18 protein-coding genes are annotated in these 24129 nt (G+C 63.4%); 7 read left to right on the top strand and 11 right to left on the bottom strand.

What is annotated here, in order from left to right; genetic code table 11:
• The first annotated feature begins 258 nt into the window (after positions 1–258).
• Positions 259–2838, top strand: coding sequence for a M14 family metallopeptidase (locus EJV47_RS10695; RefSeq protein WP_126693147.1), 2580 nt, complete (start codon positions 259–261; stop codon positions 2836–2838).
• 132 nt (positions 2839–2970) lie between these two features.
• Here EJV47_RS10695 and EJV47_RS10690 read toward each other — a convergent pair whose 3' ends face one another.
• The 4 genes from EJV47_RS10690 to EJV47_RS10675 form a co-directional block, all read right to left on the bottom strand.
• Positions 2971–3333 carry a hypothetical protein gene (locus EJV47_RS10690; RefSeq protein WP_126693146.1) on the bottom strand — a complete coding sequence of 121 codons (363 nt, stop codon included), beginning with the start codon at positions 3331–3333 and terminating at the stop codon, positions 2971–2973.
• A gap of 275 nt (positions 3334–3608) precedes the next feature.
• Positions 3609–3878: a hypothetical protein gene (locus EJV47_RS10685; RefSeq protein WP_126693145.1), complete on the bottom strand. Its 270-nt coding sequence runs from the start codon at positions 3876–3878 to the stop codon at positions 3609–3611.
• 114 nt (positions 3879–3992) lie between these two features.
• Positions 3993–5222: an S-adenosylmethionine:tRNA ribosyltransferase-isomerase gene (locus EJV47_RS10680; RefSeq protein ID WP_126693144.1), complete on the bottom strand. Its 1230-nt coding sequence runs from the start codon at positions 5220–5222 to the stop codon at positions 3993–3995.
• Between the two features lie 360 nt (positions 5223–5582).
• Entirely contained in the window at positions 5583–6365 is a 783-nt protein-coding gene (locus EJV47_RS10675; protein ID WP_126693143.1) for a class I SAM-dependent methyltransferase, read from the bottom strand.
• A gap of 195 nt (positions 6366–6560) precedes the next feature.
• Here EJV47_RS10675 and EJV47_RS27990 point away from each other — a divergent pair, with 195 nt between their 5' ends.
• Complete coding sequence (locus EJV47_RS27990; RefSeq protein ID WP_165903696.1) at positions 6561–7124, top strand: hypothetical protein; 564 nt, start codon at positions 6561–6563, stop codon at positions 7122–7124.
• Positions 7125–7193: 69 nt separating this feature from the next.
• Here the strand turns inward: EJV47_RS27990 and EJV47_RS28660 are convergent, their stop codons facing one another.
• From EJV47_RS28660 to rpsF, 7 genes are all read right to left on the bottom strand, one after another.
• Positions 7194–7790, bottom strand: coding sequence for a TM2 domain-containing protein (locus EJV47_RS28660; RefSeq protein WP_243651108.1), 597 nt, complete (start codon positions 7788–7790; stop codon positions 7194–7196).
• Between the two features lie 270 nt (positions 7791–8060).
• Positions 8061–10628 (bottom strand): replication restart helicase PriA, encoded by a 2568-nt coding sequence (gene priA, locus EJV47_RS10655; RefSeq protein WP_126693140.1) that lies wholly within the window; start codon positions 10626–10628, stop codon positions 8061–8063.
• A 159-nt stretch (positions 10629–10787) separates the two neighbouring features.
• On the bottom strand, positions 10788–12851 hold the full coding sequence (locus tag EJV47_RS10650) for a thioredoxin domain-containing protein (RefSeq protein ID WP_126693139.1): 2064 nt from the start codon (positions 12849–12851) through the stop codon (positions 10788–10790).
• A gap of 102 nt (positions 12852–12953) precedes the next feature.
• Positions 12954–15140: a GSCFA domain-containing protein gene (locus tag EJV47_RS10645; RefSeq protein ID WP_165903695.1), complete on the bottom strand. Its 2187-nt coding sequence runs from the start codon at positions 15138–15140 to the stop codon at positions 12954–12956.
• A 220-nt stretch (positions 15141–15360) separates the two neighbouring features.
• On the bottom strand, positions 15361–15804 hold the full coding sequence (gene rplI / locus EJV47_RS10640) for a 50S ribosomal protein L9 (protein WP_126693137.1): 444 nt from the start codon (positions 15802–15804) through the stop codon (positions 15361–15363).
• 29 nt (positions 15805–15833) lie between these two features.
• Positions 15834–16085 (bottom strand): 30S ribosomal protein S18, encoded by a 252-nt coding sequence (gene rpsR / locus EJV47_RS10635; RefSeq protein WP_078012240.1) that lies wholly within the window; start codon positions 16083–16085, stop codon positions 15834–15836.
• A 4-nt stretch (positions 16086–16089) separates the two neighbouring features.
• Positions 16090–16464: a 30S ribosomal protein S6 gene (gene rpsF / locus EJV47_RS10630; protein WP_078012241.1), complete on the bottom strand. Its 375-nt coding sequence runs from the start codon at positions 16462–16464 to the stop codon at positions 16090–16092.
• A gap of 391 nt (positions 16465–16855) precedes the next feature.
• Between rpsF and EJV47_RS10625 the strand changes: the two genes are divergently transcribed.
• From EJV47_RS10625 to EJV47_RS10605, 5 genes are all read left to right on the top strand, one after another.
• Positions 16856–18187 (top strand): cytochrome c3 family protein, encoded by a 1332-nt coding sequence (locus EJV47_RS10625; protein WP_126693136.1) that lies wholly within the window; start codon positions 16856–16858, stop codon positions 18185–18187.
• A gap of 162 nt (positions 18188–18349) precedes the next feature.
• Positions 18350–21400 carry a TAT-variant-translocated molybdopterin oxidoreductase gene (locus tag EJV47_RS10620; protein ID WP_126693135.1) on the top strand — a complete coding sequence of 1017 codons (3051 nt, stop codon included), beginning with the start codon at positions 18350–18352 and terminating at the stop codon, positions 21398–21400.
• Positions 21401–21429: 29 nt separating this feature from the next.
• Positions 21430–22884: an NrfD/PsrC family molybdoenzyme membrane anchor subunit gene (gene nrfD / locus EJV47_RS10615; protein WP_126693134.1), complete on the top strand. Its 1455-nt coding sequence runs from the start codon at positions 21430–21432 to the stop codon at positions 22882–22884.
• Complete coding sequence (locus EJV47_RS10610) at positions 22877–23401, top strand: DUF3341 domain-containing protein (protein ID WP_126693133.1); 525 nt, start codon at positions 22877–22879, stop codon at positions 23399–23401. Before nrfD ends, EJV47_RS10610 begins: the two co-directional genes overlap by 8 nt.
• The gene (locus EJV47_RS10605; RefSeq protein WP_126693132.1) at positions 23401–24123 is read left to right on the top strand and encodes a c-type cytochrome; all 723 of its coding nucleotides are present in this window, start codon (positions 23401–23403) and stop codon (positions 24121–24123) included. The genes EJV47_RS10610 and EJV47_RS10605 overlap by 1 nt, the downstream gene beginning before the upstream one ends.
• Positions 24124–24129: the final 6 nt, after the last annotated feature.

Raw genomic sequence — 24129 nt, 5'->3', positions numbered from 1 at the left:
TTTCGACGTTGCGAATACCAGTTTCGGTGGTGCAGGCTTGATTTCGGTGGTGCGAGTATTAATTTCCGTGGTGCGAATATAAATTTCGTAGGACACACTTCCGATTTCGGGGTTGCGAAGGTCAATTTCGCAGGTCTGACTCCCGAATTCGGGCCTGACGTAGCTGGGTATTGGGTAGGCAGATGTGGCCAAACCGGCGCCGGCATTACTTTAGCTGCGTCCTCGGCCGAGGGCCGCTTTTTCCGACCGTTCTTCCGCATGTTCCGACCCCTTCTGCGCCTGCTGCGGGCCACCACGCTGGCCTCCGGCCTGCTGGTGGCGCTGCCCGCCCTGGCCCAACCGGTTACTGCGCCCCTGCAGACGCCCGCTCAGTTTCTGGGCTACCCGCTCGGCAGCCGCTTCACTTACCACGCCGAGGTGCTCCGCTACGCCGACTACCTGGCCCGGCAGTACCCCGACCGCCTGCGCGTGCAGCCCTACGGCAAAACCTACGAAGGCCGGCCGCTGGAGGTGGTGCAGCTGGCTTCGGCCCGCAACCTGGCCCGCCTCGACGACATCCGCCAGAGCAACCTGCGCCGCACCGGCCTGCAGAGCGGTACGCCCGCCGCCGACCAGCCCGCCGTGGTGTGGCTCAGCTACAACGTGCACGGCAACGAGGCCGTGTCGTCGGAGGCCGTGATGCAGGTGCTCTACGACTTTGCCAACCCCCAGAACGCCGAGGCCCAGGCCCTGCTGGAGAAAGTGGTGCTGCTTATCGACCCCTGTGTGAACCCCGACGGGCGCGAGCGGTACGTGCAGTGGTACGGCCGCGTGGCCGCCGCGCCCACCAACGCCGGCCCGCTGAGCTGGGAACACCGCGAACCGTGGCCCGGCGGCCGCTACAACCACTACCTGTTCGACCTGAACCGCGACTGGGCCTGGCAGACGCAGGTGGAAAGCCGGCAGCGCATCCAGCTCTACAACCAGTGGCTGCCCCAGGTGCACGCCGACTTTCACGAGATGGGCCCCGACGCGCCCTACTACTTCTCGCCCGCGGCCAAACCCTTCCACGAGGACATTACCGCCTACCAGCGCCAGTTCCAGAACCGCATCGGCGACTACAACCGCCAGACCTTCGATAAGAACGGCTGGCTGTACTTCACCCGCGAAACTTACGACCTGTTTGCTCCCAGCTACGGCGACACCTGGCCCTCGTTCAACGGGGCCATCGGCATGACCTACGAGCAGGGCGGCTCGGGCCGGGCCGGGGTGCGCTACGTGAAGTCCGACGGTGACACGCTCACCCTCAGCCAGCGCATTGCCCACCACCACGCCGCCAGCTGGGCCACCATCCGCGCCGCCGCCGACCACCAGGCCGAGCTGCTGCGCGAATTCGGGAAATACTACGCCGATGCCCGCCAGAAACCCCGCGGCCGCTACAAAACCTTCGTGGTGAGCGGTCCGGCCGAGCGGCTGGCGCCGCTGGAAGACTACCTGAAGCAGCAGCAGATTCAGTTCGGCTACGCGGCTAAAAAGCGCACCACCCGAGCCTACAACTACGCCACCGGTCGGGAAGAAGCCGTGGAGCTGAAGCCCGAGGACCTGGTCGTCAGCATGTACCAGCCCAAGTCGACGCTGGTAAAGGTGCTGTTCGAGCCGCAGTCGGCCCTGGAAGACTCGCTGACCTACGACATTACCGCCTGGTCGCTGCCCTACGCCTACGGCCTGCAGGGCTACGCCCTGAAAGCTCAGCTGACCGGAGGGGAGTCGAAAACGGCGGCTGCCCGTCCGAACACTCCGCGAGCAACAACCAGCAACCAGCAGTCGACCACAGATACACCCTACGCCTACATTGCCCGCTGGAACTCCCTGCGCGACGCCCGGTTGCTGGCGGCCCTGCTGCAGCGGCAGGTGCGGGTGCGCGTGGCCTACCAGCCTTTTGAGGCCGGGGGGCGGCAGTTTCAGCCCGGCGCCCTCATTCTCACCCGCGGCAACAACGAAGGCCTGGGCCGCCGCTTCGACGCGGTGGTGCGGCAGCTGGCCGACTCGGTGGGCGCCGAGCTGACGGCCGTGCAGACGGGCTTCGCCACCAGCGGCTCCGACCTGGGTTCCAGCAACGTGCACGGCGTGGGCCGCCCCAACGTGGCCGTGCTGGCCGGCCCCGGCGTCGACGCCTCGGCCTTCGGGGAAGTCTGGCACTTCTTCGAGCAGCAACTGGGCTACCCCGTCACCGTGCTCGGCACCGACTACTTCGGCTCGGTGCCGCTGACCAAGTTCGACGTTATCATCCTGCCCGACGGCTACTACGGCGACGCCCTGCCCGAGCGGCAGCTGGACAACCTCAAAACCTGGGTGCGGGCCGGCGGCCGCCTCATTGCCCTGGAAGGCGCCATGAGCTTTCTGGCCGGCAAAAAGGACTTCGCGCTGAAAAACAAGCCCGCCGACACCACCCGCACCCGCAAGCCCGACCCCGCGCGCCTGCTGCGCCGCTACGCCGCCGCCGAGCGGGAATCCTTGCAGGAGCTGGTGCAGGGCAGCGTGTACCCCCTGCAGCTCGACAACTCGCACCCGCTGGCCTTCGGCTACGGCGCGACGTACTACGCCCTGGTGCGCAACCCGCTCAACTTCCAGTACCTCGGCGAAGGCAGCTGGAACGTGGGCGTGCTGCGCCGCGGGCAGGCCGCCGCGGGCTTCACCGGCAGCCAGGCCCGCCGCAAGCTGGGCGACACGGTGGTGCTGGGCGTGCAGGAAATGGGCCGCGGCCAGGTCATCTACCTCGGCGACAACCCGCTGTTCCGCGGCTTCTGGCACGCCGGCAAGCTGCTGTTCAGCAATGCGGTGTTCTTCGTAGGCCAGTAACGGCGCGCTCTGGTAGCCGGGGCAGAGCATCTGGGCAGCAGCCCCGGTCAAGCCGGCCCGCGCAAGCTGCGTAACCGAAAAAGCCCCGCCGGAGAGTGTCCGGCGGGGCTTTTTGCGACAGAGGAGCCGGGCTTAGTAGCCCGACTTCTTCGTGGTCTTTTTCGAGTCTTTCTTCATCGTCTGGCCGCTCCGCTGGCCCGAATTCCGGACCGGGCGGTTACCCGAGCGTACGCCGCGGCTGGTGCCCGTCGGGGAAGTCGGGTCGTGGTTGGTGCCGTTGTGCATATCCACCTCCGCCGACGACATGGAGCCGTTAGACGTGGTGCCCACGGTGCCGCCGCTGGTCGTGCTGGACGACGAGGAAGTGGTGGAGCCCGTCACGCTGCCCGAAGTCGTGCCCGAGGTGGTGGTGGACGAAGAAGTGGTGCCAGACTGGGCCAGGGCCGAAACGCTCGTCAGCGCCACGGCCGATAAGAGCAGGAGTATCTTTTTCATGGTAGAAGGCGGTGGTTGTGGGTTCTGTCCTACGCAAGCCCGCCACCAAGGATGCTAGTGACGAGCTTGGCCGCTGCCAAGGCAGAGGCCCCTAACGGCCACCATCAGCCCGCCGCGGCAGCGGGTTTACCACCGCTTGCTTTGCCCCAACCGCAGGCGTTTCGGACGGGCAGGGCGGCTGCCAGCGCCACCGCGCCGCTTGGCCAAAATCCACAACAAAGCCCCGCCGGACTGCTCCGGCGGGGCTTTGTTGGTTTTTCAGACCGGGCAGAAGGCTAGTCTACCACGTCCTCGGCTTTGTTACCGACTTTCTTGGCGCCTTTCTTCACGGCGTGGCCGGTTTTCTGGGCGCCGCGCTTCACGACGTGACCGGTTTTCTTGGCGCCGCGCTTCACGGCACTGCCGGTTTTCTCAGCGCCTCTTTCTACGCCCTGGGCGGTGGCATCCACGGCCCGGCCGGCTTTGGTTTGGGAAGGCGTATCCTGGGCCGAAGCCGTCAGGCTGGTCAGCGCTACGGCGGCCAGCAGCATCATTATCTTTTTCATGGAAGGAAGGTCAGGAGTTAATTGACTTGCCTTCTATACGCGCCGCTGCGCCGAAGGATGCTGCTGGCCGCGGCCAACAACGTGCGTTCAGGTAATCTTCACCCAGCGGGGGGCTCAGGGCAGCAGCAGCGAACTGTCGCCGTAGCTCAGGAAGCGGTAGTCGTGGCCGAGGGCGTGCTCGTACACACGGCGCCAGTCGGGGCCGAGCAGGGCGGCTACCAGCAGCAGCAGGGTACTTTCGGGCTGATGGAAGTTGGTGACCAGGCCCTGCACTACCTGAAACTGGTAGCCCGGCGCAATGAGCAGCTGGGTGCTGGCCTGCAGGGCGTCGTCGCCGCGGCGCTCCAGCTCGGTGAGCAGGGCCTGCAGGGCAGTGGCGGTGGGTACTTCTCCGGCGCCGGGCTGGTACGGGTCCCACTGCTGCACCTGGGCCGGCAGCTCGCCGGTGCGCACCAGCGCGGCACCCAGCCAATACAGGCTTTCGAGGGTGCGCAGGCTGGTGGTGCCCACGGCAATGACCGGCCGCGGCGCGTGCTCGAGCAGCTGGCGCAGCACCTGCCGCGTGGCGCTAATGGGCTCGGCGTGCATGGGGTGGTCGGCCATGCGCTCGGCTTTCACCGGCTGAAACGTGCCCGCGCCCACGTGCAGCGTCAGCTGCGCCGACTGAATGCCGCGCCCGGCCAGCTCGGCCAGCACGGCCGGGGTGAAGTGCAGGCCGGCCGTAGGAGCGGCCACGGCCCCGTCGTGGGCGGCGTACACGGTCTGGTACCGCTCGTCGTCTTCGCCGGTGGCCTCGCGGCCCAGGTAGGGCGGCAGCGGCAGTCGCCCGGCCCCGGCCAGCACCTGCGCGAAGGGCAGCTCGGCCGGCTGCCAGCGGAAGCGGATCAGGGAACTGCCTTCCTCCGCCGCCACCCGCTCGGCCTCCAGCGTAGCCGGCTGACCGTCGGGCGTGGTGAAGGTGGCTTGCACGGGGCCGGTTTTCCAGCGTTTGCCGTTGCCCACCAGGCAGCGCCACACGCACTCCGAGGTTTGCTGCATGGCCGGCTCGATGGCGCGCTGCGGGGCTACGGGCTCCAGGCAAAACAGCTCAATCTGCCCGCCGCTGGGCTTGTGCAGGTACAGCCGGGCCCGCACCACCTTGGTGTTGTTAAACACCAGCAGCGCGTCGGGCGGCAGCTGGGCCGGCAGCTCCCGGAACCCGTGGTCGGCAATCTGGCCCCGGCGGTATACCAGCAGGCGGGAGGCGTCGCGGTTGGGGAGGGGAGCCGGCGCAATGCGGCCGGCGGGCAGCTCGTAGGTGTAGTCCTGGATGGAAAGCAGGCGCGGGTCGACGGGGGTATTCATCAGCCGCAAAGGTAGACCGCAGATGGCAACGGATGCCCGAACGGATAGAGCAGGTGCAGCTGGCCGGGCAAGGGTAGCACCAGCCGTCTTTGCGCGCGGAGCGGAGGTCGACGGAGTCAAGCGCGGCACCCGCAGAAAGGCGTAGCTAACCGTTCCTCCAGTAGCACCACCGCTACAACGCTGACTCACCGAAAACAGCCCCGCCCGAAACGGCAGCTTCGGGCGGGGCTGTTTCAAGCTTCTGCTGGTTGGGCCGCGGTGCCGCGGGCGTAAGGCTTCATGCCGCTTGATGCGCAGAATGGCGTGCCTCCTCGCAATGACGGCTAGTGCTCCGTTGCGCAGTGCAGCTGTTGAGTGGTGTTAGCGCTGAAAAATCAGCAAGTGCTGCTGGGGCAGGGACTTGTTATTTTCCACGAAGCGGAGCCCCACGGCTTCCATTTCCCGGCGGGCCTGCTCCTCGCTCATGCGGTGAATGCGTTTGATGGGCACTTCGGAGTCTTCGGCGCGGTACTCCACCAGGGCCACGCGGCCGCCAGGCTTGAGGGCGTTGCGGACGTTGCGCATCATCTCGCGCGGGTGGTCAAATTCGTGGTAGGCATCCACGATGAGGACCAGATCGAGGGTGCCGACGGGCAGGTTGGGGTTGCGCACGGTGCCCTGCACGGGCTCCACGTTGGTGATTTTCCGCTCGGCACTGACGGCGCGGACCTTAGCCAGCATTTCGGGCTGAATGTCGACGGCCAGCACCCGGCCCTGGGGCACCAGGGGGCTCATCAGGAAAGTAAAATAGCCGGTGCCCGCGCCCAGATCGGCTACCACGTCGGTGGGTTTCAGGTGCAGGGCGCGCAGCAGCAGGTCGGTACCTTCCTGCTCTTGCCGGCCGGGGCGCTCCAGCCAGCCGGCCGCGTCGTGGCCCATTACGTGGGCAATCTGCCGGCCCATGTAGTACTTCCCGATGCCATTGGGGTCCTGCGGGGCCTTGCGCTGGTAGCCAGCCGAATCGGGGGCGGCCCCGAGGCGGCGCTGGGCTATCAGACCGGCGTTGCTTTCCACGATGGGCGTCTGGGTGCAGGCCGCCAGCAGAGCCGGCAGCAGCAACAGGCTTGGCAGGACAGGCAGGCGAAATCGGAGCGAAGTGAGCATAGATGGGTGCAAAGAAAGCGGCATTGGCCTAACAGTGCTGAGGCGGAGTACGTTCGTTGTCGGGCTTAACCCTGATTGGGCCGGGCGCGTATGGCTGCCAACGCCGCCTCTGCTGCGGTATTGACCAGCCGTTTTTATTTTGCGGCCGTAGGACCCTTAAATGCGACTTTCTTTTTTCACTAACTCCTTTTCCAAATGAAGCACGTTGCCAAACTGTTCAGCCAGCTTGCCAGCGCCGCGCTGGTAGCCGTGGCCCTGAGCGGCTGCAGCCGTGGCGAGTACGCCATGCTGCCCAAAACCAGCCCCTACCACGAGACGCACACGGCCGTAAAAACCGTGCCGACTCCGGCCGCTGCCGAAGCTACGGCTCCCGCCGCCGCTGCTCCCGCCGAGGCCGTAGCTGCCACGCCCGCCCCGGCGCCGGCCGCGGCCCCCGCCGCTGTCGAGCCGCAGGCCAAAGCCGTAGCTGCTGCCAAGCCCGCCCACAAGCCCAGCCTGGTAGAGCGGGCCCTGGTAAAGAAGATGATGCACAAAGCCGAGAAGATGACGGCCAAGGTGCAGGCGAAAAAGCACTACAACGCCGCCTCGGCCGAGCAGGTGCAAGCCCAGAGCCACCTGCGCCTGGGCATCATTCTGCTGGCCATCGGCCTCATTCTGGCCCTGTTTTCGAGCGTCAACGGCATCTTTGCCGTGTTGGGCACCATTGCCATCATCATCGGCATCGTATTGCTGGTACTCTGGCTGCTGGAGCAGGTGTAAGCCCGCCCAGCCAATAAAAAAGCCCCGGCCACAACTGGCCGGGGCTTTTTTATTGGGCAGAAGCCGCAATTACAGCGTCTTCTCGTAGGTGCCGTTCTTCGGCTGCAGGCTGCCGGTCAGGATGCGGATCAGGTCGATCAGTACCCAGATGAAGCCGATGATGAAGATGTTCAGCACGATTTGCAGGATGGCCAGGCCGGTGTAGCCCAGGTAGAAGCGGTGGATGCTCAGGCCGCCCAGGAAGAAGCAGAGCAGAGCAGCTACCAGCTGGCTTTTGCCGCTAGCGGCCGGAGCAGCAGCCTTGGCTTTCTTAGCGGCTTTGTGCATGGCCTTCACGGCTGCTTTGGCCTCTTTCACCTCGGCGCGCGTGGGGGCAGCCTTGGTTTCAGCCTTGGCTACCGAAGCCTTGCTGGCTTGGGCGTGGGCGGCGTAGGTGCGGGCAGCCTTGGGAGCAGCTACCGGGGCAGCTACGGTCGAGGCGGTCAGCTCGGGAGCCGTAGCTGCTTCGGCGGCCGGGGCAGCTTCCGTTACGGGCTCTACTTTGGTAGCGGCGGTGTAAGTGGTGCCGTACGGAGCCGAGCTACGGAAGGTGTAGCTTTCCTTGCTGCACGAGGCCAGGGTTACGACGGCCAGGGCCGTGGCGAAGAGGGAGGAGAACTTTCCCATGGATGTGGTTGGTAAAAGAAAGAAGAGAAATGAAGTAGAAGTAAACCCAGTTTAAACCGGCCGTTTTGCCAGAATTTGGCGGCAATATAGATGAATTATTGCTTGGTAAACGCTCTTACTTAATAAAGTTTTAACCACATAAAGGTGTGATTCGGCCGCGCAAAGCACAACAGTAACCTGCAAATATTACTAAAGGACGCAAACAAAAAGCCCCAGCAGTCAGGGCATCAGCCAACTGCCGGGGCAAGGGTGCAACTACGCGGGCCGCCGCTACATCGGGTCCACGTCGGCCACGAAGCGCGCCTGCCGGAAGTCCTTGTCGTCGCGCAGCAAGTTCAGCGACTCCAGAATCTGGGCCTTGGCGTGCTTGAGCACGGTATGCTCGCGGCTGAGCTTGATGGTAATTTCCTGCAGGTAGAAGTTGCGGATGCGGAAGATGTAGGGCGCTTCGGGCCCCAGCACCGCCTCACGGCCCAGGCGGTCGACCAGCTCCTGCGTCAGGCGCACGGCCGCTTCCAGGGCCACGCGCTCCTCCACGTGCTTCACGGTGAGCTTGATGACGCGGGCAAACGGCGGGTACATATGCTCGCGGCGCTGGGCAATTTCGTACTCGTAGAACTCGACGTAGTCATTGCGCATGACCTTGTCGAAAATCTGCTGCTGCGGGTCGCCGGTCTGGATGATGACCTTGCCCTTCTTGCCCTTGCGGCCCGCCCGCCCGCTCACCTGCACGAACATCTGGTAGGCCCGCTCGTGCGCCCGGAAATCGGGGTAGTGAATGATGGAATCGGCGTTGATGATGCCCACCAGGCTCACGTTGCCGAAGTCCAGTCCCTTCGTAACCATCTGCGTGCCGACGAGCACGTTGGTGCGCTGCTGCTCAAAGTCGCTGATGATCTGCTGGTAGGCGTTTTTGGCGCGGGTCGTGTCCAGATCCATGCGCTGCACCTGGGCCTCGGGCAGCATCAGCTTCAAATCGTCCTCGATGCGCTCGGTGCCGAAGCCCACGGCCTTGATGGCGCGGGAACCGCAGGCCGGGCACTCGCGCGGCATCTGGTCGTGGTGGCCGCAGTAGTGGCAGCGCAGCTCGTGGGCGTGCTTGTGGTAGCTCAGGCTCACCGCGCAGTTCTTGCACTTCGGAATCCAGGCGCAGTCGAGGCAGCTGATGAAGGGCGAGTAGCCGCGGCGGTTCTGAAACAGAATTACCTGCTCGCCCTGGGCCAGCTTGCCCTCGATGGCGGCCGTCAGCTCGGGCGTGAAGTGGTGGGTGGGCTTTTTCTGGCCCTGCTGCTGGTTGCGGCGGGTGTCAATCAGCTCGATGTCGGGCAGGCCAGCCTCGCCGAAGCGCTTGGTCAAAGACACCAGACCCCAGCGGCCGGCGCGGCACTGGTAGTAGGTTTCCACCGACGGCGTGGCCGAGCCCAGCAGCACCTTGGCGCCCTGAAACGTGCCCATCATCAGGGCCACCTCGCGGGCGTTGTAGCGCGGGGCCGGGTCGTACTGCTTGTAGCTGGATTCGTGCTCCTCGTCGACGATGATGAGCGAGAGGTTGTCGAAGGGCAGAAACACGGCGGAGCGCACGCCCACGACCACCTGGAAGCGGCCCGACAGCACGCCGTTCCACACTTCCACCCGCTCGTTGTCGGAGAACTTGGAGTGGTACACGCCCAGGCGCGAGCCGAACACGCGCATCAGGCGGGTCACAATCTGGGCGGTGAGGGCAATTTCGGGCAGCAGGTAGAGCACCTGCCCGCCGCCTTCCAGGGCCGAGCGAATCAGGTCGATGTAGATTTCCGTCTTGCCCGCTCCCGTCACGCCGTGCAGCAGGGTGATGTCCTTCTGCCCGAATAGCTCCATGATCTGGTTGCGGGCCGTGGTCTGCGCCTCGCTGAGCTGGAAGGGCATCTGCTTGGGGTCCTGCTCATCCAGCGGGAAGCGCGACACAATCTGGTCGAACTGCTCCAGCACGCCGTTTTTGATGAGCGTGTTGACGGCGGACGGGGAGAGGTGCGGGCTGCTGGTCAGCGCCGCTTTCTCCATGCCGTTGTGGTTAAGGTGCTCGTTCTGATACACCGGCACGCGCTGCAGGTAGCGCATGAGCACGTCCACCTGCTTGGGCTTGGAGGCCAGGTTCTCGAACAGACCTTCCAGCGCGTCCTGGGCCATGAAATGGTGGGCCAGACGCACCTTCTTCACCACCTTGGGCGCGTACTTGTCGGCAATGTGCTCAAACAGAAAGATGACGTCCTTCTGAATCAGGGACTTGATGACCTTGTGGAACGAGCTGATGCCCAGTACTTCCCCAACCTCCGAAAACGTCAGCGCCTTGCCGTCCACCTTGTCCTCGCCGCTGCTCAGGGCCGCCACAATTTTTTCCTCCTGCTCGGTGAGCGGGTAGGGCGTGCCCTCCGCCAGATACTGCGGGTGCAGCTGCACCCGGGACTCGGAGCTGAGCTTCAGCGCCGAGGGCAGGGCCGCGTTGATGACCTCGCCCAGGGTGCACATGTAGTAATCGGCAATCCAGCGGAACAGCTTCAGCTGCGGCTGCGTCACCACCGGCGCGTCGTCGATGAACTCCAAGATGTACTTGGCCTGGTAGTCCTTGGGCGGCGTCTCGTGCACGGCCGCCACGATGCAGCTCAGGGTCTTTTTCGCGCCGAACTGCACCAGCACCCGCCCACCGATGACGACCTGGTCGTTCAGCTCGAAGGGTACGCGGTAGGTGTAGAGCTTGGGCAGCGGCAAGGGCAGCACCACGTCGGCAAAGAGCGTGACGCGGTCGGCAGGCGCGGCCGTGGGCTCGTCGGCAGGAAGGGCAAAGAGGTGAGTCTGGGACACGGTAAGGCAGGCGGCGAACAGCAAAGATAGACCGCCGACGGGCTAAGATTGTTTGCCGATTGCCAAGATGCTGCTGAGTTGGGGTCGGCATGGAAGCATGGCTATTTCAGCATGTTGCGCCGAATCAAAGGGTTGGGCGGCGCCTTTTCAATCAGCGGTTTACCCGGGCAGCCCGGCCGCCTGCAGCTGCGCCAGCGCCTCCGCCACGCTGTGCACCGGCCGCTGGCAGGCGTGGTTGTAGCAGACGTAAATAGTAGTCTGGCCATTGAGGGCCGTGCGCCCCTGCAACAGCGGCAACTCACTCGCGTCGGCCGTACCCGTCAGCACGGCGTTGGGCAGCAGGTGGCGGCCCAGCTCCCGCCGAAACGCTTCGGCTTCCGGCCCGACAATGGCTACTTCGGCCAGCGGGGCCAGTACGCTCAGGTACAACGACGCCCAACCGGCCAGGTGCTGGGGCTCCTGCACCGCCAGCGGCTGGGCGGCGGCCAGCATGGCGGCGGCCCGCTCGCGCCAGTCGGGGCGGTCCAGCAGCGTGCCCAGGCGCAGCAGGTTGTGGGCCATGACGGAGTTGGAGCCGGGAATCACGTTGTCGAACAGCTCCTTTTTGCGGACAATCAGCGCTTCGGCGGTGGCGTCGGTGTAGAAGAAGTGCGGCTCAGTGGGGTCCGCGAAATTCAGCAGCACGTATTCCGTCAGCTCCCCGGCCCGCTGCAGCCAGCTTTCGGCGAAAGTAGCCTCGTAGAGCGCCGTGTACGCGTCGATGAGTAGGGCGTAGTCTTCGAGAAAGGCCGGAATGCTGGCGCGCCCGTGCTTGGTGGTGCGCCACAGCCCGCCACCGGCCCGGCGCAGGTTGTTTTCGATGAACTCCGCGTTCTGCAGGGCCAGCTGCAGGTACTCGGGCTGGCGAAAGGCGCGGTAGGCATCCACGAGGCCGCGCAACGCCAGGGCATTCCAGCCGGTCAGAATCTTGTCGTCGAGGCCGGGGCGCACGCGCTGACTGCGGTAGGCCAGGAGCCTGTCGCGCCAGCTTTCCACGAGGGCGGCGACGACGCCGGGCGTGAGCTGGTGAGCCTGGGCGAAATCGGCGTCGGTGTGGCGGCGGTGCAGGATGTTGCGGCCGTGCTCCCAGTTGCCGACGGCGGTGCCGCGGTAGTAGTCGGCGGCCAGCGGGGCTTCGTCGCCTAGGGCCTCGTGCAGCTCGTCGAGGGTGAAGACGTAGAATTTGCCCTCTTCGCCCTCACTATCGGCATCGAGCGAGGAGTAAAAGCCGCCTTCCGGACTCATCAGCTCCCGCCGCAGCCAGGCTACGGTCTGCTGCACCACGTCGCGGTACAGCTCATCCTGGCCCAGCTGGTAGGCTTCGGCGTACAAACTCAGCAACTGCCCGTTGTCGTAGAGCATTTTCTCGAAGTGCGGCACCAGCCATTGGGCGTCCACCGAGTAGCGGGCAAAACCGCCGCCGATTTGGTCATACAGCCCACCCCAGGCCATTTCGCGCAAGGTCAGCTCGGTCTGGGTACGAAGGGCGTGGTTGCCGGTCAGCACGCAGGCCCGCAGCAGAAAGCGCCAGACCACCGGCATCGGGAACTTCGGGGCTTTGCTCAGCCCGCCCAGGTGCGTATCGAAGCGCTTTTCCAGGTTGCCGAGCAGCTTCTGCAGTTCCCGCCGCGAGGTTGCCGCCGCGCTGGCTCGTACGCCGTACTTCTCCAGATCGTGGGCCCGCAGCACCCGCGCAAAGTCCTCGGCCGACTTATCCAGCGCCGGGCGGTGCTCGGCGGAAGCGTAGGCATTCGACACCTGCTGCAGCAGCTCAAACCACTGCCGCGGCGGGAAGTAGGTGCCGCCGTAGAAGGGCTTGGCCTCGGGCGTCAGAAACACGTTCAGCGGCCAGCCCCCGCCCACGCCCATGGCCTGAATGGCGTCCATGTATACCTGATCCACATCGGGGCGCTCCTCGCGGTCCACCTTGATGCACACGAACCGCTCGTTCATCATGCGCGCAATCTGCTCGTGTTCAAACGACTCGCGCTCCATCACGTGGCACCAGTGGCAGGCCGCGTACCCGATGCTGACCAGAATCGGCTTCTGCTCCTGCCGGGCCCGGCTCAGCGCTTCCTCGCCCCAGGGGTACCAGTCGACGGGATTATGAGCGTGCTGTAGCAGATAGGGGCTGGTTTCGTGAATCAGCCGGTTGGGGCGGGCGGTAGGAGCGGAGGAGGTCATGGGCAGCGAGGAATAAGACGGCGCGGCGGTTCTGGCTTGTACGGGCCAGCCGCCGGAAACAGCAAACCCGGCCACTAGGGACCGGGCTTGCTGTTTTACACATTAGCTGGCGGCCGGCTCGTCCGGCTTGCGGCGCGGGGGCCGGCTGCGCCGCTTCGGCGCCGCGGGAGTGGGCTCGGCAGCCGAAGCGGGCGGTTCCACCGGAGCCGGTTCCGGGGTCGGCGCCGGGGCAGCAGCTTTTGCAGTAGCGGCCGGCTTGCGCCGCGAGGCCGCACGCCGCTTCGGCGCCGGGGCAGCCGCCGGTTCGGGGGTAGCTGGTTCGATAACCGCCGGAGTAGCCGGCGCCGACACCAAAGCAGGCTGCTCTACGGGCGGCAGAACTGGCAATGCGGGCGTTTCCGGCAGCCGCGGTGCTTCCGCTGCCGCGTCGAGCGTGGAGCCTGGCTTGCTAGCCTTGCGCGGGGCCCGGCTGCGGCGACTTGGCGCTTGGGGTTTGTCAGCAGCCACGGGCTCGGTTGCCGGCGTTACGGCTTCCGCCGGAGCGGGCGCTGGGGCCAGATCTTCCATTACAGGCACCGTAACCAAGACTTCCTCCGGCGTGGTTTCGGGCTGCTCAGTAGCTACCTCCGCCACTTCAGGTTCCGGGGTAGGGGAGTGGGCGGGCAACTTCTCAGTCGGAGCCGTAGGCTGCTCGGCGTACAGCGCGGGCTTTTTCCGCTTCGGCCGGTTGCGCTTTTTGGCCGCTGTCGGCAGCGGCTCTTCGGCAGCGGGCTGTTCCACGGGCGGCAGCGCCGGCTCGGTGGGTACCACCAGTTCCGCCGGCTCGCCCGATTCCGTGGGCTCAGCTACCGGAGCTTCAGCCTTCATAGGCGCGGGCAGTCCGGCGTCAACCAACGGCGCCTCGGCTGCCCCTTCAGTGGCCGTGGGCCCGGCGGTTGCGGCCGCGCTGCTGACGGCATTCGGCGCTTCTACGCCGGCTGCGGCCACTTCCTCTTCGGTCGGGCGGTTCTTTTTCTTGTGTTTGCGGCCGCCGCGCTTGCGTTTGCGCCGCTTACCCGCCCCCGGCTCACCCGGCAGCGCCGCCCCGGCTTCGTTGGCCGTAGTCGGTTCCTCGGTTTCGTCGTCTTCTTCTTCCGGCTCGTCCGCCGACAGAATTTCCTCCCAGGTTGGCTCGGTGACTTTGGGCGCCGGAGTGGCTTCCGGCAGCGGCTTGGGCACGGCCGGCGTAATAACCGCGTCCTCGTAGCCGACATCGATGCGCTCTTCGCCATCGTCTACGTCCTCCGGCTGGGCAGACGGAGCGGGGACCGGAAGTGCGTCCAGCCGGTCCTGCACATCCAGCAGCTCTAAACGAACGTCTATGTTCCGGCTCAGCAACCGTTGCAGACGCTGTCGGGTCTGCTCCAAAAACTCGCGGTGCTCCGGGGCGCCTTCGTGGAGGGGGCGGTGCTGCAGGGCGCGCTGAATGCCTTCCCACTCCTGCACAAACTGCTTGAAGCCGGCGTCGAAGTACACCCCGGTAAATTTCTCCCACACGTACTGCTCCGCTACGTCCGAGGGATGCAGCATATCTGCGCCGTAGAAGCGGTAGTCGCGCAAATCGTCCAGCAGCAGCTCGTAGGCGGGGAAGTACGAGGCGCCGGGCAGCAACTCGCTCAGGTAGTGGCAGGCCACGCGCAGCACCGATTTGCTCACCGCGTTCAGCGGCAGCGTATCCTTGAGGTGGCGCACGGGGCTCACCGTCAGCACCAGCCGCAGCTTAGGGTTCTGCTGCCGCAGCAGGGCGTAAGCCTCCGTCACGGCCGATACGATTTCCTCGGCCGTCAGCAATTCCTTCTCGAAACGGTCGGCCGGCACCTTGTGACAGTTATTGACGACTTCACCGGTGTCGCGCAGGCGGTAGCCGTAAGCGGTGCCCAGCGTCCACACCAGCACGTCGGCGCGGCGGGCAAATTCGGCCGTCTCGCGCACGGTCTGCTCGATGCGCTCCAGCAGGGCCGGGGGCGAGTCGGCGCCCACGCTGGCGTGCAAATCGTAGCTCTGCCAGCGGCCCCGGGCCTCCACCAAGTGCTGTTGCCAGTCGGTATCCTCGCCGGCTACGGCGCGCAGCAGTCGGGCCGCCGCCAGAGGATTAAATACGGTGCCGAAGGGGTTGACCAGCGTGCGGACCTTGTGGCCGGCCAGCCGCTCCCCGATGACGTCCGAAAAACACGACCCGATGGTGAGGACGCGGGCGCTCTGGTTGAGCAGCTGGGCGGCGGGTCGAAGGGATAATTCAGTGCGAAACATTAGCAAAAACAGTCCTGGCGGCGGTAACCGAAAGGCCTCACCCGCCCAACGACGACTTGAGAGCCAAATACGACGCCGACGCGGCCCAAAGCCAGCGGCCCCGTAGGGGAAAGTTACCGGTAAGCAGCGTACGCGCTTCCGCCTACGCAAGCTAAGGCTTATACGACAAAAAAAGCCCTGCCGCGAGGCAGGGCTTTTCAAAAGCATGGTCAGTGGCCGATTACTCAGCTACTACGTTCACGCGGATTTTGTGCTTCACCTCGCGGTGCAGGTCGATGCTGGCGGTGTACTCGCCTACCGACGAGGGGTCCGAGTCGAGGCTGATGCGCTTGCGGTCCACGTCGAAGCCTTTGGCTTTCAGCGCGTCGGCAATCTGCAGCGTGGTTACGCGACCGAAGATCTTGCCCGAATCACCCACCTTGGCGGGGATGTCAATGCTCAGGTCGCCGATGTTGTTGGCCAGCGTCTGGGCGTCGGTTTTGATCTTCTCAGCCTTGTGCGACGCCTGGCGTACGTTCTCGGCTACGATTTTCTTGTTGGTTTTGTCGGCTACTACAGCCAGACCCTGGGGCAGCAGGTAATTGCGGCCGTAGCCGGGCTTTACCGTCACGACGTCGTTCTTGTAGCCCAGGCCTTTTACGTCGTCTTTCAGGATAACTTCCATCTTGCGGAGTCGTCGTTAAGGGTAATGGACTATTTCAGCTGGTCAGCCACGTAGGGCATCAGGGCCAGGTGACGGGCTTTTGCCACGGCCTGGGCCACTTTGCGCTGGAATTTCAGGCTGGTGCCCGTGATGCGGCGGGGCAGAATGCGGCCCTGCTCGTTCACGAACTTCAGCAGGAAGTCCGGGTTCTTGTAGTCGACGTAGCGGATGCCAGCCTTCTTGAAGCGGCAGTACTTGGTGCGCTGCTCCTGCTTGTGGATGCGTTCGTTAGCGAGGCTCATCGGATTACTGGGCTACGGCTTCGGTTTGTTTTGCTTTCTGCGAGTTCAGTTCGCCTTTGCGGCGACGCTCGTTGTAAGCCACGGCGTGCTTGTCGAGCACCGTGGTCAGGAAGCGGATTACCCGCTCGTCGCGGCGGTAAGCCAGTTCCAGCACGTCGATTGCGCCGGCGGGAGCGGTGAACTCAACCAGGTAGTAGTACCCGGTCGATTTTTTCTGAATCGGGTAGGCCAGCTTGCGCAAGCCCCAGTTTTCCGTATTCAGGAGGTCGGCGCCATTTTCCTTAAGCACCTGAGTGAACTTCTCGATCGTCTCTTGAACCTGCGCGTCGTTGAGGACGGGCGTCAGTACGAAGACGGTCTCATAGTTTCTGTTAGCCATTGCGGAACAGAGAAAAAGTAAGTGAGACGATGAATGGGTCGGCAAAGGTAGCAGTTTTACCGATTGAACCGACCAGTGGGCGACAAATATTTCCGGGGAACGGTTCGGCAAGCCGCTGAACCTCAGTCCGCAATTTGGGCCAGCAGCTGGTTGCAGCGCGGGCAGAATCGCCTTCCTCGGGGCCTGGGCGACCCTAAGTCAATTTGCACTCTGTGAGCGGCGCTTTAACTGAACTATATATAATAAGGTGTGCCAGAGCCTTTTTTAGAATCATTCTAAGTAGCTGGAATAGGCCGAAAATTAGGCAGGGCCGGTTTGTTCTCTGGCGTTCCTGGGCTACATTTGTGGCCCTAAAGCACCCTGCTTTTACGTTTTTCCAGCACGTTTTGCAATGAGTAGCTACCGACTACGCTCTTTCTCACACTGGCTTCTCGCTCTGTTCCTGACGTTTACTGCCGCCGGTCAACTGGCCGCGCAGGACGAGGCCAAAGTGAGCCAAGCCGGGGTGACGCCCGGGGCCGCGGCCGCTGCTGCCCCCGCGGCAGCCGCTGGCAGTGCCGCCGGCGCCGGCGACCCCGCCGTTATTCAGGCCGGCGACGCCCTGTTTAAAGCCAACTGCGCCCAGTGCCACGCCGTCAAAGACGTGGTCGTAGGCCCCGCCCTGGCCGGTATCGACAAACGTCGTCCGCTGCCCTGGATTGTCAAGTGGGTGCAGAACTCCAGCAAGATGGTAGCCAGCGGCGACGAGTACGCGGTGAAGATCTTCAACCAGTACCAGAAGCAGCAGATGCCCAGCTTCGCGCTGAGCGACGCCGAAATCACATCGATTGTAGCCTGGGTGAAATCGGAGGAGGGCAAGACCAACCCGCTAGGCGGTGGCGGCGAGCAGGTAGCTGGCAAAGAAACCGGTGGCCAAACTGCTGCTACAGATGAAGCTGGCGCCGGCAAGTACGTCAACGTAGTGCTCATCGTCCTGATTGTGGTGCTGATTGTGCTGGTGGTAACGCTGGTTATCATTGCCAACATCATGAAGGATGTGCTGCGGGGCCGCAAAGACCTCGACGGCCGCGACGTCGAAATCCTGGAGCAGAAGACCGACTGGATGAGCATCCTGAAGTCGGGCTGGTTCAAAGGCACTGTGGGCACGCTGTTCGTGCTGGTGGTGCTCTACGAATCCATCCAGGGTATTATGGCTGTGGGCCTCTCCCAGGGCTACCAGCCGGCGCAGCCCATTGCCTTCTCGCACAAGCTGCACGCCGGTGAGCATCAGATCAACTGCGCCTACTGCCACACCTCGGTGTACAAGAGCAAGTCGGCCAACATTCCGTCGGCTAACATCTGTATGAACTGCCACTCGCAGATCAAGACGACCTCGCCGGAAATCAAGAAAATCTACCGCGCTATTCAGCGTCAGCAGCCGATCCAGTGGGTGCGTATCCACAACCTGCCGGACCTGGCTTACTTCAACCACTCGCAGCACACGCAGGTGGGCGGCATCGAGTGCCAGACCTGCCACGGTCCCATCGAGAAGATGGACGTAGTGTACCAGTACTCGGCTCTGACCATGGGCTGGTGCATCAACTGCCACCGCGAGACGCCCCTGAACACCAAGGGCAACGGCTACTACGATAACCTGGTGAAGCTGCACAACGAAGCCAACGCCGGCGCCCCGTTCACCGTGTCGTCGAACGGCGGCACCGAATGCTCGAAGTGCCACTACTAATCGAATGTTAGGGTCTTGGGGGCTTGGGGTCGTGGTACCCCAACCGCTCCCAAGACTTTGGCCTGCGCAACCGCTGAAACTGAAAAAATACTAGGGAAAGGGTGAGGCCCGGTCGCCTGCGACCAAGACCCCAAGACCCCAAGACCCCAAGTCCCCATACAAATGCAAGAGTCGCCTAAGTACTGGAAGGGAATCGAGGAGCTCGAAAACTCGCCGGAGTTTCTGCATAACGCCCTGAGCGAGTTTGGTGCGCTGCCCATGAAGGAGGCCCACCCCTCGACGGACGATACGGTAGCCCCGCGCCGCGACTTCCTCAAGCTGATGGGCTTCGGTCTGGCCGCTGCCACGCTGGCCAGCTGCGAAGCGCCGGTGCGCAAAGCTATTCCGTACCTGAACAAGCCCGAGGAAGTTGATCCGGGCATTGCCAACTTCTACGCCTCGACCTACTTCAACGGTCAGGACTATAACAGCGTGCTCGTAAAGACGCGCGAAGGCCGTCCGATCAAAGTGGAGGGCAACCCCGAGTCGCCCATCACGCGCGGCGGTCTGTCGGCGCGCGGTCAGGCTTCGGTGCTGAGCCTGTACGACGGTGCCCGTCTGCAGGGCTTTGCCATCAAAGGTCAGCCCGCTGACAAGGATAAGGTCGACCAGGAAATCCGCACCAAGCTGGCTTCGGCTGGTCGCATTGCCATCGTGTCGCCCACGATTATCAGCCCGAGCACCAAGCGCGCCATTGCTGACTTCGCGGGCCGCTTTGGCAACGTGGAGCACGTGATGTACGATGCCGTGTCGGCTTCGGCCCTGCTGCGCGCCAACGGCGGCGTGGTACCGGGCTACGATTTCAGCAAGGCTTCGGTTATCGTCAGCCTCGCCGCCGATTTCTTGGGTACCTGGATTTCGCCGGTTGAGTACGCTGCGCAGTACATCGTCAACCGCAAAGTGTCGTCCGATAAGCGGACGATGTCGCGCCACTTCCAGTTCGAGTCGAACATGTCGCTGACCGGCTCCAACGCCGATGTGCGCGTGGCCGTGAAACCCTCGCAGCTGGGCCAGGTAGCGCAGGCTATCTACGCCGGCATCGTGGGCGGCGGCGCTGGCAGCTACTCGAACCCCGAGCTGACCAACGCTATCAACGAGCTGAAGGCAGCCGGCAGCGCCGGCCTCGTGGTATCGGGCTCGAACGATGCGAACGTGCAGGCCATGGTAACGGCTATCAACGCCGCCCTCGGTACGGCCGCTATCAACGCCGCTGCTCCCTCGTACCTGCGCCAAGGCGACGACCAGCGCATGGCCAACTTCGTGAGCGGCATCGGCAGCTACGGCGCGGTTATCTTCTACCACGCCAACCCGGTGTACGACCACCCGATGGGTGCTCAGCTGGCGGAAGGTCTGAAGCGGGCTAACCTGTTGTCCATATCCTTCAACGACCGCGCCGACGAAACCACCTCGCTCTGCCAGTACCAGTGCCCCGACCACCACTGGATGGAATCGTGGAACGACTACGAGCCGAAGCGCGGCTACCTCAGCCTCGCGCAGCCGGTAATTACGCCGCTGTTCAAGACGCGCCAGGCGCAGGAAAGCCTGCTGACCTGGGCCGGCAACCCCAACACTTACTACAACTACCTGCGCAACAACTGGCGCGGGGTGCTGGGCGGTAATTTCCAGGCCGGCTGGGACAAAGCTGTGCACGACGGTGTAGCTATGGGCGCTCTGCTGCCGGCTCCGGCCGCGCAGGTGGCTCCGGCTGGCCAGGCTTCGGCACCGGCCGCCAAAACGGGCGGGTACGAAGTTGCCTTCTACGAAAAAGTAGGCCTGGGCAACGGCGCCGACGCCAACAACCCCTGGCTGCAGGAACTGCCCGACCCGGTATCGAAAGCTACCTGGGGCAACTACGTATCGGTGCCGCAGTCGCTGGCCAAAGAGAAAGGCTGGGAGCAGGGCGACGTGATGAAAGTCAAAGTCGCCAACAAGGAAATCGAACTGCCCATCCTGATTCAGCCGGGCCAGGCCAAAGGCACCATCGGTATTGCGCTGGGCTACGGCCGCACCAAGGCCGGCATGGTAGCCCAGGAAGTAGGCCGCAACGCCTACCCGATGCTGACGTTGGTCAACGGTTCCTTGTCCTACGCCGATGTAGCCAGCCTGGAGCCGGCCGGTTCGCGCGAGCCGCTGGCCCAGACGCAGACGCACCACACCATCATGGACCGCAAGCCGGTGGTGCAGGAGGCGACGCTGGCGCAGTACATCAAGGATCCTAAGAAAGTCACGGAGTACGACAAGATTTCCACGCCGGAAGGTCTGGAGAAACCCAGCAAGGTGTCGCTCTGGCAAGACTACGAGTACAAAAACCACCACTGGGCTATGGCCATCGACCTGAACTCCTGCATTGGCTGCGGCTCGTGCGTGGTGGGTTGCCAGGTTGAGAACAACGTGCCGGTGGTGGGCAAGCAGGAGGTTATCAACCGCCGCGAAATGCACTGGCTGCGGATCGACCGTTACTACAGCTCGGACCACCACAAGAACGAGTTCGAGACGGAAGGTAAGCTCGGCACGTACGCCGCTATGGAAGATCCTTCGGACAACCCGCAGGTTATCTTCCAGCCCATGCTGTGCCAGCACTGCAACCACGCACCCTGCGAAACGGTGTGCCCGGTACTGGCTACCACCCACAGCACCGAAGGTCTGAACCAGATGACCTACAACCGTTGCGTGGGTACCCGTTACTGCGCCAACAACTGCCCGTACAAAGTGCGCCGCTTCAACTGGTTCTCGTACTACTCCAACGAGAAGTTCGAAACCGTCAACGGCCACATGTTCACCGACCTGGGCCGCATGGTGCTGAACCCGGACGTGATGGTGCGCGCCCGCGGCGTTATCGAAAAGTGCTCGTTCTGCGTGCAGCGCATTCAGCTCGGCAAGCTCGAAGCCAAGAAGCAGAAGCGCCGCCCGGTCGATGGCGAAGTGGTAACGGCTTGCGCCCAGTCCTGCCCCACGCAGGCCATCGTATTCGGCGACTTGAAAGACCCGAACTCGCGCGTAGCCCAGATCTGGCGCCGCGAAGACGGGGAGCGGGCCTTCAAAGTCCTGGACGCCATCAATACGCAGCCGAACATTACGTATCTGACCAAGATCCGTAACAGCAAGACGAGCAACTTCTTCGCCCCCGAAAAGGAGGAGAAGCACGCCGCCAAGGCTGAGCATCACAACGCCTAAGTCAACCCCGAACCAATTAACCAAACAATATGCAGCACGTTTCGCCTGTACGCATACCGCTAGTAACCGGCGGTAAAACGTACCACGACGTCACCCAGGACGTGTGCCGCCAGGTGGAGGCCAAGCCGAACGTCCGCTGGATGGCCGCGCTGGCAGTAGCCCTGTTTTTCCTGGGCGTTTTCATCTACTCGGTATACCGCACGCTCTGGTACGGTATCGGGGAGTGGGGTTTGAACAAAACCGTGGACTGGGCCTGGGACATCACCAACTTCGTGTGGTGGGTCGGTATCGGTCACGCTGGTACCCTGATTTCGGCCGTACTGCTGCTGTTCCGGCAGAAGTGGCGCACCTCGATCAACCGCGCAGCTGAGGCAATGACCATCTTCGCCGTAATCTGCGCCGCTATGTTCCCGGTACTGCACATGGGCCGTCCGTGGCTCGCGTTCTGGGTACTGCCCCTGCAGAACACGTACGGCTCGCTGTGGGCGAACTTCAATTCGCCGCTGCTCTGGGACGTATTCGCCATTTCGACCTACTTCTCCGTGTCGCTGGTGTTCTGGTACACCGGCCTGATTCCGGACTTCGCCACCATCCGCGACCGGGCCAAAGGTCCGATTGCCCGCCGCGCCTACGCCCTGCTGAGCTTCGGCTGGAAAGGCGGCGCCAAGCACTGGTCGCGCTACGAAACCGTGTCGCTGATTCTGGCCGGCGTATCGACCCCGCTGGTACTGTCGGTACACACCATCGTATCGATGGACTTTGCTACCTCGGTCGTACCGGGCTGGCACACCACCATCTTCCCGCCCTACTTCGTGGCCGGTGCTATCTTCTCCGGCTTCGCCATGGTACTCACGCTGATGCTCATCACCCGCGTGGTATTCAAGCTGGAAGACTACATCACGCTCGAGCACATCGCGCTGATGAACAAAATCATGATGATTACCGGCTCCATCGTAGGTGTAGCTTACATCACGGAGTTCTTCATCGCCTGGTACTCGCAGGTGGAATTTGAGCAGTACGCCTTCATCAACCGCGCTACCGGCCCGTACTGGTGGGCCTACTGGTCGATGATGACCTGCAACGTGATTTCGCCCCAGCTGGTGTGGATCCGTCGCATTCGCTACAGCATCCCGGCCACGTTCGTTCTCTCGATCATCGTGAACATCGGCATGTGGTTCGAGCGTTTCGTAATCATCGTCACCTCGCTGCACCGCGACTACCTGCCCTCGTCCTGGGCCATGTTCTCGCCCTCCATCATCGACATCGGCATCTACGTCGGCACGATCGGGCTGTTCTTCACCCTGTTCCTGCTCTTCGCCAAGTTCTTCCCGGTCATCAACATGGCCGAAGTGAAATCGATCCTGAAATACGGTGTGGACAACGGTCCGACCTACGGTGGCCCGAACACGGGTGCCCAACAGTCGACCTACCGCCCCACCGGTGCTCCTGCCTCCGCCCCCGTAAACTACAACAAGCATGACTAAGCGTTACGCGCTCGGCATCTTCGAGGACGAAGACGTGCTCCTGCACGCCATTGAGAACGTCCGTGCTGCCGGCGTAAAAATCTACGACGTTTTCTCGCCCTACCCGGTACACGGCATCGACGATGCCCTGGGTATCGAACGCTCCCGTCTGCCGATTGCCGCCTTCTTCTATGGGCTGTGCGGTCTGTCGTTTGCGCTGTGGATGCAGATTTACATGCTGGGTTTCGACTGGCCGATGATTATCGGTGGTAAGCCCCACATCGGTCTGCCCGCGTTTATTCCGGTATCCTTCGAATTGACGGTACTCTTCACCGCCCACGGCATGATGATTACCTTCTTCCTGATCAGCAAGCTGTGGCCCCGCTGGAAAGTGCCGGTCATGGACGTGCGCTCCACCGACGACAAGTTCGTCATGGCTATCGAGCTGAAGGAAGGCACCGACCTGGGCAACCTGACCCAGCTGCTCCGCGCCAACGGGGCTTCCGAAGTGAACGAGAAAGAAATGACCAAAGAATAATGACGCACTCCTTTAAATACGGCGTCCAGGCTTCGGCCATTCTGTTTGCTTCGGTGCTGACTACGGCCTGCCACGAAGCCAACGACCCCGGTCTGGAATACGCGCCGCAGATGTACGAGTCGCTCCCGTACGACCCGCTGCGCCAGGTTGATGCCAACACGGTCAACCCGATGGGCATTAACGAGCGTACCCCGGCCATTGGCACGGTGCCCCGCGGCAAGCTGAACTACTTCTCGCACGTCGGTAAAGACAGCGTGGGTATTGCGGAGCGCAAGCTGCGTAACCCGCTGCGCTACACCCTGGCCAACCTGGAGGAAGGCAAGGTGCTCTACACCCGCAACTGCCAACACTGCCACGGTGAGCAGGGCGACGGGCAGGGCCCGGTAGGAGCAAAGTTCAAAGGCGTACCGAATTACGCGACGGGGGCTTACGCCACCATGAACGAGGCCCACATCTACCACGTCATCCAGTGGGGCAAAGGCCGCATGATGCCCCACGGCTCGCAGGTCAACCCGGAGGAACGCTGGAAAATTGCCATGTACGTTCGCGTGCTACAGAAGGGCAAAGGCCCGGACGGCATGAGCGAAATGGCGCAGTCGGACCTCGACCCTTCGCAGAAAACCAATCCTGAAAACACCGCCCCGCTGGGTCAGGCTCAGGCCGATAAGGCTTCGGAAACTCCGGGTCAGGGCGACCAGGCTCGTAACGGCACGGCAGAGTAATTATGG

It is taken from the genome of Hymenobacter gummosus, from assembly GCF_003970915.1.
In the GTDB taxonomy this organism is placed as follows: Bacteria; Bacteroidota; Bacteroidia; order Cytophagales; family Hymenobacteraceae; genus Solirubrum; species Solirubrum gummosum.
This window is presented reverse-complemented; position numbering and strand designations above follow the sequence as displayed.